The organism is Paenibacillus rhizoplanae (assembly GCF_042684125.1).
Classification (GTDB): Bacteria; Bacillota; Bacilli; order Paenibacillales; family Paenibacillaceae; genus Paenibacillus_AQ; species Paenibacillus_AQ rhizoplanae.
Window position 1 is genome coordinate 37,141 of record NZ_JBHUKY010000003.1, and the last position, 17,942, is coordinate 55,082.

Consider the following 17,942-nt stretch of genomic DNA (forward strand, 5'->3'; position numbering starts at 1 on the left):
CAGAAGCATGGAAATATCCGCCCAGAATGATGATCTTAGAGACCTCGATATTGCTATTATCGGGATGGACTGCCAGGTTCCGGGAGCAGATAACGTAATGCAGTATTGGGAGAATCTGTGCAACGGGACGGAGTCGCTTACCTTCTTCACCGATGAGGAGCTTCGGGCAGCAGGGATACCGGAAGAGCTGCTCACCCATCCGGAGTACAGAAAGTGCGGCTTCAAAATAAATGATATTGAGCAATTTGACGCGGCGTTCTTTGGCTTCACGCCCAGGGAAGCAGCCCTGATGGACCCGCAGCAAAGAATTCTGCTTGAGAGCTCATGGCGGCTGATGGAAAGTGCCGGGTACCAATCGGACCAATATGCAGGGAAGGTTGGCGTATTTGTCGGGACGGGAACCAGCAAGTATTTATTGAAGAATATTATGTCCAGTATGGATCTGGATTCCACTCCCGAGATCAGACAAATATGGATTGGGAACGATGTTCATTATGCTTCGACCATGATTTCCTACAAGCTGAATCTGAAGGGACCGAGCGTGAATGTGCAGACTGCATGTTCCACTTCCCTGACCGCCGTAGTTCTGGGCTGTCAGGCTCTGCTGAATTATCAATGCGATATGGCCATTGCCGGTGGGAGCTCCCTGTCACTTCCTCAGGATAGCGGTTATCTCTACATTAAAGGAGAGGTTCTTGCGGAGGACGGACATTGCCGGCCGTTTGATAAAGATTGCAGCGGTTCATTAAGCGGCAGCGGAGTAGGAACCGTGCTGCTGAAAAGATTAGAAGATGCTGTAAACGACCGGGATCATATCATCGCTGTCATTAAGGGAGCCGCCTTTAACAATGACGGTTCAGCAAAGGTTGGTTATTCGGCACCAAGCATTGAAGGTGAACGCAATGCGATTAAGAGCGCCCAGATCCTAAGCGAGATAGATGAAGAAACGATTACTTATATTGAGACTCATGGAACAGCGACTCCCATGGGGGACCCCATAGAGGTACAAGCACTTACAGAAGCTTTCTCAGAAGCCACGGACAAGCGGAATTTCTGCGCCCTGGGTGCAGTGAAAGCCAATATTGGACATCTGGATTCTGCAGCAGGTACGGCCGGGTTAATCAAAACCAGTCTGATGCTGCAGAAGCAGAAGCTTGTGCCCTGCATTAATTATAAAGAAACGAATCCCAACATTGATTTGAAGAACTCCCCTTTCTATGTAAACACCCGTCTCAGTGACTGGAACCCGGATTGCCGGGTAAGAAGAGCAGGCGTCAGCTCGTTTGGCATTGGCGGTACCAATGTTCATGTAGTCTTGGAGGAAGCGATCGACACCCGCAAAGTCGAGAGCCATGAGCAATTCCAATTGCTGCTGCTATCCGCAAAGACAAAGACCGCCTATGAAGAGGTGGCCGGACAACTGCTGGACTTTGTGCAAAATAATGAAGACATTGATTACCGGAATATCCTGTATACGATGAATATCGGAAGAAAGAGACTGCCCTATCGAGGCGGTCTGGTCTGTAACAGCAGAGAAGATCTGATTCATAAATTGGGCGGTAGCCTTCCTGCGGTGAAATCTCCGAATGAGAACGAAAAGGAAATTGTGTTCCTGTTCCCGGGACAAGGCGTGCAGTATGTGAATATGACAAAACAACTGTACGATACGAAGCCTATATTCCGGCATGAGCTGGATAAGTGCTTCGAGATCCTTCAGAAGCAGTGTAACTATGATTTAAGACAGCTTGTCTTTGCAGATCAAGCGGATGCTAAGGGTGAGGAGACGCTCACAGAAACCCGGAATACGCAGGTTGCTCTATTTGCCATTGAGTACTGCTTGGCCAAGACTTTGATGCATTGGGGAATCACTCCCAAAGCTTTGCTGGGGCATAGTGTCGGAGAGTACGTGGCTGCTTGTCTGGCCGGGGTGTTCTCACTCCAGGATGGGCTTAGATTAATGGTCATGCGGGGCCGGATCATCCAAAGTCTGCCGGCGGGCGAAATGCTGTATGTGAATATGAATGAGCAGGAAGCGCAGGCCTATATTAGCGGGAAGGTCTCACTGGCCTTGATTAATTCCGAGAACCGGGTGGTATTGGCCGGGGATAGCGCAGCGCTGCAGGAAGTGGTCGAACAGATTACAGAGCATCGAGAGTACAGAATTCTTCACACCTCCCATGCTTTTCATTCCTATATGATGCAGGGTGCAGTTGAGGACATGCTGAAGGTGCTCCAGACGGTGACGTTCAACAAGCCGATGATCCCGATCATGTCCAATGTCACGGGAGAGTGGCTGAAGCCGGAAGAGGCGATGAGTGCTGACTATTGGATACAGCATATGCTGGGCACCGTCAGATTTAAAGATGCTTCACTTCATTTGGCACAGAATAATTATAAATACTTCATCGAAGTGGGTCCGGGAAAAACTCTCTCTGTTTTTATGCAGGATAATTTGAAAGACTACGCGGAGTGCCTATTGTTCCAAACGGTCCGCGGCGTTAAGAATACGATGAATGATAATAAATTTCTGGCGGAGTTCGTAAAGAAGGCCTGGATCAGCGGCCTAACCATTGATTTTGCAAAATATTACGAAGAAGAAATCTTATTCAGAACCCCTTTGCCGACGTATCCTTTTGAAAGGAAAAGACATTGGATTGAAGCTGGCAAGCAGAAGGCTTATGAAGCGGCTGGAAGCAATGACTGGGATAGGGAGCTTTCAGCAGACAGTGCTGTAGAAGCGGACGCGATAGAGTATAACCGGCCGGATTTATCGGTGGAATATGAACAGCCTGACAATGCGATTGAAGAGAGTATAGTGGAAATCCTCCAGGATATTATGGGGATTACGCCGATTGGAATCAACGATAACTTCTTTGAGCTTGGCGGACATTCGCTGATGATCACACAAGTCGTCCTGAGAATAAAGGAACTCTATGGAATTGAATTGCAGTTGAAACTGTTTATCGAAGCACCGACTGTCAAGAATGTAGCTGACCTTGTATTGGAAGAGTTGTCAGAAAGCCTCGATTTGGATGCAGTCTAAATATGGACAGATAGAGGTGTGGAGAGATGCAGAACAACGAAAGTGGAAGTGTGAAAAACAGAGTGAATGCCTTATCGGACGCCAAGAGACTGCTGCTGGAGAGTCTCTTGGAGGAACAAAGAAAAAAGAAAAGGCAGATCATCCTGCAAGACAAAGGGCTGCATAGAGTCATCAAGAGAGCACCGGAGTTGACCGTGTTGCCTTCCAACTATATGCAAAAGAAAATTTGGTATGTCGAACAACTCTTCAATGATTCGATTACGTATAACGTTTCGGGTTATGTGAAATTCCATGGAAAACTACAGGTGGAGCTTTTGCACAAGGCCTTCAGAACGGTGGTTAAGCAGCAGGAGGTGCTGCGTTCCAAATTCAAGGGAGGACAAGGACAGCTTGAGGTTGAGCTCAGCGAAGATAGCGAAGAGCCGGTCTTCAAAAGGTATGATTGCTCCCAGGCGGGGATGGAAATATCGCCTGATGATATCAGGCAAAGGATGTACACAGAAGGAATACAGCCGTTCCGGTTAGCAGAGGGCAAGCTTATTCGACTGATCTGTTACAAGCTTAGTGAGACGGAATGGATTGGACAAATTGTATGGCATCATATTGTATCGGACGGCTATTCAAGCGGCATTTTTATTAGAGAATTACTTCAACTGTATGAAGCCTATGCAGACGCAAGCATGGCACCTGTACAGGAACCCGCTGTGCAATATTATGATTATGTCATCCACATGAATGACCGGATTGCCAAAGGCGAGTTCGATCATCAGCTTAAGTTCTGGAGGGAACACTTGTCAGGCAGCAGCATGAGCTGTATGCTTCCAACGGATTACACGGCCGGTCATGGGCTTACCTATCATGGCGAACGGGTAGCTTTTTCAATCCGCAAGGAGATGAAAATCAAACTGGAGGCTGCTGCAAAAAAACACGGGGTTACACTGTTTGTATTGTTAATGAGCGCACTCAAAATCATGCTGCATAAGTATGTACACCAAAACGATATTATTGTCGGGGTCCCGGTTACCGGCAGAAATGAAGAGGAATGCCAGAGCATCATCGGGTGCTTCCTGAACATGCTGCCGATCCGCAGTAATATTGGTGAAGAGCAACAATTATTCGATTATATCCAGGCCGAGAATGCCCAGGTGATGCAGGCCTTGAAGCATCAGGATTTGCCGTTTGATTTCATAGTAGAGGATTTGGCAGTAGAAAGAGATTTGCTGTCCACCCCGATCTATCAGGTGGTGTTCAGTTATGAGACCAATGCGCTAAAGAATATTACAACAAAGGATTTCTACATAGAGTTCGAAGAACTGGATTTAAAAACGGCCAAGGTTGATCTGGCGCTGGAAGTCAATGATGAAAAGGATGGCTTAAGTGCCTGGTTTGAGTATAAATCAGATAAATTCTCCCGGGAGCGGATTACAAAAATCAAAGACTATTATCTGAATATTCTGCAATTCATTGCTGAATATGAAAATCAGCCTATTAAAAATATTGAAATGATCTCGGAAGAAGAAAAGGCTGAGATACTCTACTCTTTTAACGAAAAGGTTACGGACTATAAGCCACAGACCATCAAGCAGTTATTCGAGACCCAGGCGGCGCTCCGGGAAGAGGCAGTAGCCGTAGTATGCGGCAATGAGAGGATTACCTATAAAGAACTGAATAACCGCAGCAACCAACTGGCGCATCATCTGCGGAAATACGGTGTGGGCTGCGAGAGTCTGGTGGCCATTATGCTGGATAAATCTATTGAGGCCATCATTGCCATACTGGGGGTAACCAAGGCTGGCGGAGCTTATATGCCGGTGGATTTGACTTATCCCCGGGAGCGGATGGAGTATATTTTGGAAGACAGCCAAGTCCGGTATATGATAACTTCCGGCATCCAGCTGGATTATGCAGGCATTGAGCAGATTTCAATAGATGATAAGCACATAGAGACCGAGTCTACGGACAATCTTACGGACCACAGTAATCCGGATAATCTTGCTTATGTAATCTATACCTCGGGAACTACAGGTCAGCCCAAAGGCGTTATGGTGGAACACAGCGGCATGGTTAACTTGAGAGATTATTTTTGGAATAAATACAAAGTGACCGCGGATGATACGATCCTGCAATTTGCCAATCTGGTTTTTGATGCCTCTGTCTGGGAAATGATTATGGGAATTCTCACCGGCGCAAAACTATGCATCATTACCAAAGAAACTGCACTGGATGTGAATCTGCTGGAACAGGAGCTAAAAAGGCATAACGTAACTGTTGCCACCTTGCCTCCGCCGTACTGGAATGTGATATCGGATAGGCCTATCGGAATCCGGTTGTTGATCACAGCGGGATCAGCATCAAGCGTCAATCTGGTGGAGAATTTGGCTGAGCCGATTGAATATTTCAATGCGTATGGACCTACCGAGACTACGGTTTGTGCGTCGGACTGGCAATACGAAAGGACTGTTCAAATCCCGAATAGAATTCCGGTTGGCAAGCCGATTTCCAATATGCAAATCTATATTATGAATTATACTTCCTTATGTGGAAAAGGGATTATTGGAGAGTTATGTATAGCAGGTGCAGGCATTGCCCGGGGGTATCTGAATAAGCCGGAGCTGACAGCGGAGAAATTCATAGATAATCCCTATGGTCCCGGTAAATTGTACCGGACGGGGGATTACGCAAGCTGGCTGGACGACGGAAATATTGCTTTTACCGGAAGAATAGATAATCAGGTCAAGATCAGGGGACACCGCATCGAGATCGGAGAGATTGAGGATAAGCTCTCTTCTCATAACAGAGTGAATGAGGCGGTTGTTGTCCCGGAGATTGACCACAAGAGCAATCTTTATCTGGCAGCTTATTTAGTTGTGGATGCAGTAGTAACTTTGACAGAAATCAGAAGCTTTTTGAACGATAGATTACCTTCGTATATGATTCCAGCAGCATTTTATACACTTGAGGCCATTCCGCTCAATACGAACGGCAAGCCGGACAACAGCAGATTGGCGTCCTTAGGTCAGCCTATGGAAGCGGAGAACGAATTCGCCGAACCGTCCACAGAGATTGAAAGAACGCTGGAACGAATCTGGTGTGAGCTCTTAGGGGCTGAGCGGATTAGTATCCGCGATCATTTCTTCGAAATTGGCGGAGACTCGATTATCAGCATGCAGGTTATTGCTAAGGCGGCAGAGGCAGGAATTAAGCTCGAATTAAAGTCTTTTTACGATGATAAATGTATTGAACAAATGGCATTAAAGGCTACGGCAGTTGAACATATCCATTGTGATCAGGGAGAGGTTACAGGTTCGTACCTGTTGACACCTATCCAGCAATGGTTCTTCACCAATAATTTCCCGGAAAATAACCATTGGAATCAGTCTATAAGCTTTGAATTGAAGCAGACTGTAGATGCTGGGCGATTGAATGAAGCACTCAATGAAGTGTGCCGGCAGCATGATTTGTTAAGAACCCGTGTACTTCCCGGAAAGGCTCCAAGATATGCGGATATTCTGCCGTTTGCCTATACCGAACGCTTGAAGACAGTAGAGATCCCAGCTCATGATGACTACGAACAAAGGATGCAGCAGGAATTGACGGCTTTTCAGCAATCTCTCAATTTGCAATCTGGAGAAGTATTTAAAGGGCTGCTTATTGTGTCCGATACGTGGTCAAGCAGCAGACTGGTATTGACGGCACATCATCTGGTATGCGACGCAGTGTCTTTCAGGTTCATCGCTCAGGACTTATTGAACAGCTATCAGGCCTTAATTGACAAGCGGGAAATTAGACTTCCGCAGAAAACCTCATCCTTTATAAGATGGAGCAACGCAGTAGAAGCCTATGCCGGACGCCATGAAGCAGTTAGCAAAAAAAACGAGTGGACAAAAGAAATTGCGGCTCATTCAAGAAATACCAAAAAAGGCCGGTCCAGCGCAGACAATCTTGAAGGAGATGCAGAGCAATGCCTGTTCTCCTTATCGGAAGAAGATACCGCCAAGCTAATGACTGAAGTGTCTAAGAATTACAGCATTCAGCCTATTGAGGTCATGATTGCTGCCCTGGAAACGATGCTGCATGAAAGGGATGGAGCAGACCACAGCATATATCTGGAAAGTCACGGAAGAGATATGCTTGCCGATCAGGTGGATCTCTCAAGAACGGTAGGCTGGTTTACCAACCTGTACCCTTTGTACTTCTCCGCAGATGATATTTCAAATACTGGAGCTACGTTGAAAAAAGTGAAAGACAGATTAGCTGCCGTGCAGAAGCGTAAGTTCGAGTTCATGCTTAGTGATTGCCCCCGTGAAGCTATGGATATTGTTTTTAATTACATGGGGCATTTGGATAACAAGACCTCCGAGCATGAACACTTCCGGCTGATTACCGGAGAACCGCTGTATACCCGGGGATTGAAGAATACAAGAGTCAGTCTGCTTGAAGTCAACGGGTATATCCAGCAAGACCGCTTAACATTCGAATGGGGATATAACCCGAATATCCATTCCGGGGAGAACATCGTGCAGCAGGCAAATGCTTTCATGGATACGCTTAAGGGGATGATCAGCTACTGTATTGAATCTGAGGATGATGGAGTTTCCGCTGCAGATTTTGACGATGTGGATATGGAAGATTTAGATTTCATACTGGCAAAGTTCAATTAAGGTCACTCAGGGACAAGAAAGAGGAGAATACATGAACAAGAGGAACGTTGCAGATATCTATGGATTATCCACCATGCAGGAAGGCATGCTGTTCCACAGCTTGAAAAGTGGCAGCGGCAGCATGTATTTGGAGCAATTCTCGTGCAAATTACACGGGCAGATTAATTTCGAATATTTCTGGGATTCCTGGCAAAAGGTCATTAACGATCATTCCGCTCTAAGAACCGCCTTTGTCTGGGAAGGTGTGAAAAAACCTGTTCAGGTAGTTCTGAAGCAATGCGATTGCAGCTACATTCAGTATGACTGGAGCAATCTGCCGCAGGAAGAAATCGAGCATGATTATAGCACGTTTCTTGAGAATGATCGAATGATGGGTTTTGAACTGGACAAGGCACCGCTGATGAGGTTTGCTCTAATTCAAATTACAGAAGACAGCTATTATTTTGTCTGGAGCTTTCATCACATCATAATGGATGGCTGGTCACTGCCTCTGGTGCTGGAGGAAATGTTCGGGAATTATAAAGCGTTCAAGACAGGGGAAGCACCGGCGAAGAACAAATCCGCATCATTTAAGGACTATATCCATTGGTTGCATAAACAGGATGCCGGGGTCTCCAGACAGTACTGGAAAGAAAAGCTGAAGGGCTTTGAGGAAGCTTTGCCTCTGTATACTGAAGCTTCAGTGGAAGAGCAGAAGGGTGAGACCCGTAAACTCTCCTTACGGCTTCCAGAGGATATACATAATTCTATTGAGCAGATCACTAAAAGTAACGGGTTCAGCGCCTATCAACTGTATAATCTTGCCTTTGCCATCCTGTTGAGTAAATACAGTGGAAAAGAAGATGTCGTCTATGGGACGACTGTATCGGGAAGACCTGCGGAATTAAAAGGTATCGATCAAACCGTAGGCATCTTTATCAATACCATTCCGGTTCGTGTTCAGTTAGACGGTAACCTTACCTTACTGGAGTGCCTGGAGAACCTCACACAGGATCAAATCAGCCGCAGTCCCCATGAATATATGTCTTTGGCTGAGATCAGCAGCGCCCATAATCTGCCTCAATTATTCCAGAGTATTTTTGTATATGAGAATTATGCCAACGCGCAGGCTTATAAGGATATCACGGAGTTCTCCATAACAGAGCTGCAATTAAGAGAAGAAATCAATTATCCGCTGGCCTGGGTGGTTAAGCCGGATCACGGAATCCTTGTGGAGACGATTTATAATTCCGCTTATTTCAGCGACAGGATCATTGAAGAATTTCAAAGGAGCTTCATAACGATTTTGGATGAAATGGTCCTTAAAATAAATGAAGCTATCTGCACTATTCAACTGCTTCCATCTGAGCGGAATACAGATTTCAAAGCAGGGAAGGCAGTATCCGCCGTTGTGAACTTACATAACCAGCCTATCCCTCAGATCTCAACTTCCGATATACCGCGCGTTCTGATCGTTGATCCCTATGGGCACCCGCTTCCGGATGGATTCGAGGGCAGTGTATGTATACCGGATCAGACCGCTTCCGGGTATATGGGCCGTTATTATGCAGATGGAACGTTAATGATTAATGAGTCTTTAAGCACCAGCATGGTAATTGGCGGAATCAAACGTGATTTGCCTGCGCTGGAGCGTGCCCTAAAGGCTGACTCATTAGTAGAAGACGTGAAGATGCTTCACCGTTATAACAGGAAGGGTGAATCCAGGCTTGTTGTCTATTATGTGGAACCGGTAACGGATGTTGTCGTGGAACAAGCCGCATCCGAGGAGGAGAGAAACGGAGCCATAAGAAGTGCAATCATCGACAGATTGTGCATCTTGCTTGACTTAAATAAGAAGAATTGTCTGGCGGCAGCAGAGTTCGTTCCTGTGTCAAACATTCCTTATTACAGAGATGGCGTTGTCAAAATCAATGATCTGCTCGAACTGGAAATTATTAATGACAACCTCATTCAGCGCTGGAGTAACTTAGTTATCCCGGAAGAGCAGAGCGCTCTGAATGAATCTCCTGTGAAGTTCGTACGCAAACCTGTAAGAATCAGCCGGGATAACGTGCATATCTCCGATTTGGCCGATGATTATTCTTTTATTAAGAAGAAGAGCTCCGGCAAAACGGATAACGTTGAAGTGGTTGAAACCCGCAAGGAAGAGAGCAGCGCTGACACACAGCTATCACTCATTGTTGGAGAAGAAGTGATCATTCCTGAGAATACCGTCTTTGATCTGGGTTATTACATCAAACGGGCTGCCGATCAAGCTCCTGATGATTATGGAATCCGGTTTGTTAATTATGATGGCAGCATTGAGTTTGCTAACTATAAACAGGTCTACAGTGAAGCCAAGGCTATCTGCTGCGGTCTTATCGAAAGAGGATTGCAGCCTGGGGACAAGGTCATCTATCAGATGGATAACAACCGGAATTATGTAAATACGTTCTGGGCTTGTATGTTAGGCGGCTTTATCGGGATTCCGGCCACGGTAGCTGCTTCTTATAAAGAAGATAATGCAGTGATCCGCAAACTGTTGAATGCTTGGAAAATGCTTGAACAGCCTGTGATTGTGACGGATGAAGCTCTGGCTGAGAGTATTCGCAGTGTTCCCGGAGTTCTTGGCGGCGAAGAAGAGTTCACCGTCTATTCCGCTGAACAATTGATGAACAGCCGGGAACTAGAAATCACCTACGAGGTGAAGCCAGATGATGTAGCGCTGCTGCTGCTTACCTCAGGAAGCACAGGAATGCCGAAAGGAGTTATGCAGACCCACAGAAATATTCTGAGACGCACGATTGCTGCCTGCCAAAATAACGGGTTTGGTCCAGAAGAAGTAACCTTTAACTGGATGCCTATGGACCATGTGGGCGGAATTGTAATGTGTAATGTAAGAGACATTTACCTGCATTGCCAGGAGATTCTGGCACCTGTTAATTATATTCTGGAAGCTCCGCTCCGGTGGCTTACGCTGATGAGTGATTTTAGAGCTACGAATACCTGGGCACCCAACTTCGCCTTTAATTTGATTAACAGCCTTGAGAGTGGAATCAAAGCACTGAATATTGACCTGTCTGCCCTGCGATTTATAACCAACGGCGGAGAAGTGGTGGTGGCGCGGACCGCACTGAAGTTTATTGAAATCCTTAAGCCATATCATCTGGATAAGTCGGCAATGATGCCGTGCTTCGGGATGTCCGAGACTTGTGCGGGTTCCATATATTCCACGGATTTCGGTCAAGATGTAGTGAAGCAGGAGGATAGCAGTGTAAGTGTAGGCAGACCTCTTCCAGGGAACAGCATCCGTGTTGTCGATGCTCAGAATGAATTAGTGCCTCTCTATACAGAGGGACGCTTTCAGATGACCGGGGTGTGTATCACACCGGGATATTACAATAACCCCAAAGCAAACGCCGAAGCATTTACGTCAGACGGCTGGTTCGATACGGGGGATCTGGGGATTATAACCGACCGGGGACTTACCATTACAGGCAGGGCCAAAGACATCATTATCATCAATGGTGTCAATTATAATAATTCGGAAATTGAGGCCATCCTTGAGGAGATTGACGGGGTTGAAGTATCTTATACAGCTGCGGTATCAGTCAAAGCAAGCGGTTCACAAGAGGAAGAATTAGCGATATTCTTCCATCCGGTATCTATGGATGCCGTGAGGCTCAAAGGGATCATCAAAGAGATGCAAAAGGTAATCACTTCAAAAATCGGGATTGTTATTGAATACATCATTCCTCTGGCTAAAAAAGAGATTCCAAAGACAGGTATTGGTAAAATTCAACGGATTCTGTTAAGAGATTCCCTGCTTGCCGGCAAATACGATGCTGTCCTGAAAAAGCTGGAAATCGTCAGAAATAAGAACACCGTAAAGCCATGGATATTCAAGAAAGTATGGAAGCCGCTGAGCTTTAAGGTTGAAGAGGGCACCATCCCCTGCGTCAATATCCTGGTGTTTGAGGACCGCCACGGATTGGCGGGTGAATTCATAGAAGGTATGGGCCTGGACGAAACCAGGGTCATATCGGTCAAGCAAGAGGACCGCTTCCAGGTATATGACCGGAATCATTATGGCTGTGATTATACCCGTTATGAGGGCTGCAAAGAGCTGTTTGACTATTTTAAGCAAATCGGGTGGAAGGCCGATCATATTATCTATCTTCCCACTTATCAAATAAACGCTAGCGGAGATACAGATATCACAAGCAGTAACCAACTCGGTGTCTTTAGTCTAATCCACTTACTGCAGGCATTGGCGAACAATGACCTATGCGCTTCTACAAGCCTGTATGTGGGTAGCAGCAATGTGTTCCAGGATGCAGGCGGTCTGGAAACCCGTTATGATAATGCCGCATTAATCGGCTTCATGGCTACTCTGGATACGGAGAATACGGGTTTACGATCGCTGCTGATCGATTTGGAAGGAAGGGATATCAAGCAGGATGCCCGCTTTTTACGCGCTGAGATTATGCACGGAGAGACTGCTGTGAAGGAAATCAGTTACCGTGACGGCAGGAGATTAACCTGGAAGCTCCGGAATGTGCCTTTACGGAAAGCAGAGCCCAAGACAAAGATCAAACAAGGCGGACATTATGTGGTAACCGGAGGCCTTGGGGGCATCGGCACAAAAATCTGCAGTCAGCTCATTGAAAACTATCAAGCTAATCTTCTGATCCTGGGAAGAAGTGATATCAGGACTGCACTTGAACCTTCCATTACTTACCGGCAGGCGGATGTGTGTGATCTGGATTCCATCATTCAGGCAGTTGAGGATTATGAGCAGTCGAAGGGAATTCAGATAGACGGAATTATACATCTTGCCGGGAATTCAAGCTACCAACGGCATTTTGACAACCGGGATTCATACCTGATTACGGAAATCGGACAACAGACTTTTGCCGAAGAATTCAGTGCCAAGGTCTATGGCGTGCTAAATCTGTTTGAACTCTTGAAAAGCAGAAAAGATGCGCTGTTGATCACTTTCTCTTCAGTGACCTCGCTGCTCGGAAGTGCGACCTTCAGTGCCTATGCGGCAGGAAATAGCTTCCTGGAAATGTTCTGCCAATATGCAGCCGGCCAATTAGGGTATGCAGTGAAATGTATCTCTTGGACGATGTGGGATAAGATCGGAATGACTGCGGGAAGCCTGCAATCCATTAACAGTCTCAGTGAATCCATTGGGCAGCACGTTATCAGTGAGCAGGATGGCCTGTTATTCTTTGAAGCCCTGCTGAACCTTGGTGACGACATGGTCTATGTAGGAATTGACGAGAATAATGTGCATATCAGCCACAGAATCGATGAGAAAGTGTATGCCAAAGAATATCTTGCTGTCTGCAGGCAGGAAGATCAAGAGGCTCTTCTCCAGCCTGAGAACGCCAAGGTCCTAGATGATTATGGCGCGGTAAGCACACTGAAGATGCTCACGGTCAATAGGGATGGCGAAGTGATCGAAGAGGAAGAAGCAGAGCAATATGTAGAAGCGTCTACAGATGCTGAGAGAATCATAAGCAACATTTGGTCCGAAGTATTAGGCGCCGGGAAGATAGGGATGAATGATAACTTCTTTGAGCTTGGAGGACATTCCTTAAAGGCAACCCAGGTCGTCTCCAGAATTAAAAAAGAATACGGGATCGAATTTGCCATCAATGACTTATTCTATCATCCGACCGTTGGAGCGCTGGCTAAGCTTGTGGAAGAGAGAGTTCGCCCGGCTACGGATTCCAAGGGAGAAGGTCACCTTCCAAAATTATCTGATGAAGAGAAGAAACAGGGCATACCGGTTTCGTATGCCCAGCAAAGACTATGGTTCTTAAAGCAATATGATGAAGAAAGCGCGTTTTACAATATCCTGGAGTCTATCAGGCTTAAAGGCGAGTTAAATGTCTCTTGTCTGCAGCAGGCTGTTACAGAAATCGTCAAGCGCCATGAAGGACTCAGAACGACCTTCGACAACATTGAAGGGCAAATTATGCAGGTTCTGCATGATGTGGATGCCTTCGAGGTCCCTCTGCAGAATCTAATGCATGTGGAAGAAGAGGCAAGAGAGCAGGTAATTACCAAACTGGCAGATGAAGAAGTCCATCAGGAATTTGATTTCAAAAACGGACCGTTAATCAGATGTAAGCTGCTTAAATTTGCCTCAGATGAGCATGTTATTTTCCTCACCATGCATCATATTATTTCCGACGGCTGGTCTATGGGCGTCTTTGTACATGAATTCGCCCTGCTATATGATGCCTTAGTGAATCAAAAGCCGGCCGAATTACCCGCAATTGAATGGCAGTATGCGGATTATACCCAGTGGCAGAGAGACTGGTTCACCGGAAAGGTTAAAGAAGACCAGTTCGTATATTGGAAGAACAAGCTCAAGGATGTTGCTACCCTGGATATCCCGTCGGATTACGACAGACCCAAAGTACAAACATTTAATGGGAAAAAGGACTTCTTTGTATATAACAAGAGGATGATGGACCGGGTGAATGAACTGGCAGAAACTACGGGCGCTACACCCTTTATGATTTATCTGGCGGCGGTCGATGTCTTGTTCGCAAGATATACCGGACAGGAGGATATCGCCATTGGAACTCCGATTGCCAACCGTACGCGGATGGAAACAGAGAATACGATCGGATTCTTTGTGAACACCTTGGTGCTCCGCAATGATTTGTCAGGCGATATTTCCTTCATGGAATTGATTGAACGGGTAAAGACAAGTGCGCTGGAGTCCTATGATGCGCAGGATATGCCGTTCGAGATGCTGGTGGACGAATTGGAGCTGGAACGCGATTTAAGCAGAAACCCGTTGTTCCAAGTGATGTTCTCCCTTCAAAATGAAGCACTGCCAGATTTCAAGCTGCCGAATCTTGCGATTACAAGAGTGGAAACAGACAATAAATCAGCAATGTTCGATTTCTGGATTTCTATGCGAGAGCTGGAAGACGGAGTACACACCTTATGTGAATACAATACGGATATCTATAAAACAGGCACCATACGGAAGATGATGCGGCATCTGGAGAACATCATCAACAGCCTGTGCGAAGATCCTTATCAAAAAATCAAGCAGTTCAATTTCATGGATAAAGAAGAAATCAATGAAATCCTCTATGAGCACAATAAAACGGATTATACCTTTGAGAAAGAATTATTTATCCATGAATTATTTGAAGAACAGGCGCTCTTAAGACCGGATGCACCGGCGCTGAAATTCCAGGGAGACACGCTTACTTATCAGGAATTTAATATGCGGGTGAATCAAGTCGCCCATTATCTGATTGCGCAGGAAATAGGGACCGAGGATTTCATTGGTGTGTACGCAGACCGGTCCATTGAAATGATGGTAGCCGTCTATGGGATTCTAAAAGCAGGCGCGGCCTATATCCCTATTGATCCAACATATCCCCGGGACCGGGTAGATTATATGCTTCAGGATTCTGAGGTTAAGCTGGTGCTGCACTGCATGGACGAGACCGATGCGCTTGCGGGAATCCGGAAGGTGGATTTGCGGGACAAGGAACTGTTCCTGCCGATGAGTACGGATAATCCGGGAGTAAAGGTTAAAGGTGCCCACGCGGCGTACATGATTTATACCTCAGGTTCGACAGGAAAGCCTAAGGGAACGATTAATATTCACAGCGGCATCCGAAACCGTATTGTATGGGGTCAAAAAGATTTTGGGATGCAGCCGGGAGATAGACAGGTGCAGAAGACGCCCTTCAGCTTCGATGTATCCTGCAGCGAGATTTTTTGGGCACTAACGGTAGGCGCCTGTCTGGTTATAGCGAAGCCGGAAGGGCATAAAGACGTGGAGTATCTCGCTCAGCTGATCAGGGATGAACAGATTACCATCTCTCATTTTGTTCCTTCGATCCTGAAGCTGTTTCTGGAGCATCCCGGAGCTAAGCAGGCAGGAAGCAGCCTGAGACAAGTGTTCTGCAGCGGGGAGGCATTGCCGTACCGGTTAAAGGAACAGTTCTTCCAGACCTTCGATGCAGGTCTATACAACTTGTATGGCCCTACCGAAGCCTCCGTTGAAGTATCTTACTACGATTGCAGCGAGCAGCTGGATAAAGAGATTGTGCCGATCGGCAAGCCTATTTCCAATGTACAGTTGTATGTACTGGACGAGTACATGAATCCCGTTCCTTACAATGTGAGCGGAGAGCTATTCATTGCCGGTGTGAACTTGGCCAGAGGATACTACAAACGTGATGACCTGACAGCCGAGAAATTCATTCCGAATCCGTTCAGTAAATATGTGGCTGCACGGATGTACCGGACCGGTGACATTGTCAAATTGCTGCCGGACGGCAACATCAACTTCATAGGACGCGCTGACAATCAGGTCAAAGTAAGAGGACTGCGCATTGAATTAGGGGAAATCGAAAAGGTGATTCAGTCACACCCTTCCGTTAAGGATAACGTAGTCATTAACCTAGAGGATGGAAATGATGTAAGAATCGTGTCCTATATTGTCCGTGATGTGAATTATAGGGAACAGGATGTCATGGAGGAGAGCAAGGAACAGGTCACCCAGTGGGAGTCGATATTCGATAATGCCTACAACAAAGAAGAAACGATTCAAGATTTCAGTTTAAATACAATCAGCTGGAACAGCAGCTACACCGGGGAGAAGCTTGGTATCCCGGAAATGGAAGAGTGGCTTACCGATTCCGTAGATCTGATTAAGAGCTTTAAGCCGCGGAGAGTACTGGAGGTCGGTTGCGGTACAGGTATGATTCTGTTCAAAATCGCCCCGTTATGCGAAGAGTACGTGGGTATTGATCTATCAAGGATAGGCCTCGATTATATCGAACGGAATTTGGACAGCTCCATGAATGTCAGACTATATCAGAAATCAGCTGATGAGCTTGGCGAGCTGCAGAATGAGACGTTCGACACCATTATTATCAACTCTGTCATTCAGTACTTCCCGAGCGGAGCGTATCTGAATGAGGTGATTACTACTCTTTTAGGCATGCTGAACAAAGAGGGAACCCTCTTTATCGGTGATGTACGGTCCCTGCCGCTGCTAAAAAGCTATCATACTTCGGTGGAATGGTATAAGGCTCCTGCGGAAACTACCGTGCAAGAATTAAACGACCGAATTAAGAATTCCATTACTGTGGAGAATGAGCTGCTGGTAGACTCCAAATATTTCTTGAGTCTTAAGGATTCCCTGGAGCAGGTTCAAAATGTCTCCATTCTGCCTAAAGTAACAAAGTTCGAGAATGAGATGAGTAAATTCCGTTATCAGGTAGTGATCCGGACGAAAGCAGCGGAGCAACTGGAGAATATCGTTCAGTTCAGCTGGCGGAATATACAATCAGAGCAGGGGCTCCAGGATATACTCACCGGGCGGCAGGATGAGGTTATTGTAATCCAAGATGTCCTGATGGATAAGCTGGTTCATGAGAACAAGCTTGAGTCGCTGCTGAACGACCAGGCGGTGCAAGCTGCAACTGTCCGTGAGCTGAGAGAAGACGTTAGGGAGCTTCAACTGTATGCTCCACGCTTATATGATTTGCTCTTGCAGGATGTCGGGAATTACCGGCTTCGCGCTTTGTGGAATGGTCATGGCGAGAGCGGAGATTATCAACTGATCTTGTTCCATAAGAATAAATATGGAGCGGACACCTGTGCCTATGATTATGAAGTGCCGAATTTCATCCGCTACAATGAGGACCAAAGTGTATACTTCACCAATCCTTTGGAGTGGAAAGATAACCACAAGTATATTCCTGTCATCAGAGAACATATCAGAAGTCAGTTGCAGGATTATATGATTCCATCGTTCTTTATTGTCTTGCCGGAGATGCCGTTATTGCCAAATGGCAAGCTGAATAAGAAGATGCTTCCGGAGCCTGGAAGTATAAGAAGAAGCGTAAGGAATGAATTTGTAGAAGCAGCCAATGACAACGAAGCCAAGGTCAAGCGAATATGGGAAGCCGTCCTGAATGCCCGGAACATTGGCGTCAATGATAATTTCTTTGATATTGGCGGCCATTCGCTGCTTGTGGTTCAGGTCTATTACAAGATCAAGGAGAGCTTTGATACAAATATTACGGTGGTGGATATGTTCAAATACCCAACCATCCGCAGTCTTTGTGAATATCTGGAGGAGACAACGAACAGCTTTGCCGAAGTCGCTTCTGCAAGTGAAGTGATGGAGACAGAGAAGGAAGCCATGAAGGTAAAGAGGAAGCGCCTTAAGGAGCTTTTGAAAAGATAAGTAAGGA

3 protein-coding genes are annotated in these 17,942 nt (G+C 46.2%); all 3 read left to right on the forward strand.

The annotated features are described in order from the left end of the window. The first annotated feature begins 7 nt into the window (after window positions 1–7). From ACFSX3_RS00505 to ACFSX3_RS00515, 3 genes are read left to right on the forward strand one after another with little or no spacing between them, the layout of a single operon-like run. Window positions 8–3,043 (forward strand): type I polyketide synthase, encoded by a 3,036-nt coding sequence (locus ACFSX3_RS00505; protein WP_209992473.1) that lies wholly within the window; start codon window positions 8–10, stop codon window positions 3,041–3,043. Between the two features lie 26 nt (window positions 3,044–3,069). Continuing rightward, entirely contained in the window at window positions 3,070–7,704 is a 4,635-nt protein-coding gene (locus tag ACFSX3_RS00510) for an amino acid adenylation domain-containing protein (protein WP_379312493.1), read from the forward strand. A 31-nt stretch (window positions 7,705–7,735) separates the two neighbouring features. Beyond that, complete coding sequence (locus ACFSX3_RS00515; protein WP_209992471.1) at window positions 7,736–17,935, forward strand: non-ribosomal peptide synthetase; 10,200 nt, start codon at window positions 7,736–7,738, stop codon at window positions 17,933–17,935. Window positions 17,936–17,942: the final 7 nt, after the last annotated feature.

Excerpts from the sequence above, each read along its gene's own strand:
- ACFSX3_RS00510 (WP_379312493.1), top strand. The coding sequence starts at position 3,070 with ATGCAGAACAACGAAAGTGGAAGTGTGAAAAACAGAGTGAATGCCTTA.
- ACFSX3_RS00515 (WP_209992471.1), top strand. The coding sequence starts at position 7,736 with ATGAACAAGAGGAACGTTGCAGATATCTATGGATTATCCACCATGCAG.
- ACFSX3_RS00505 (WP_209992473.1), top strand. The coding sequence starts at position 8 with ATGGAAATATCCGCCCAGAATGATGATCTTAGAGACCTCGATATTGCT.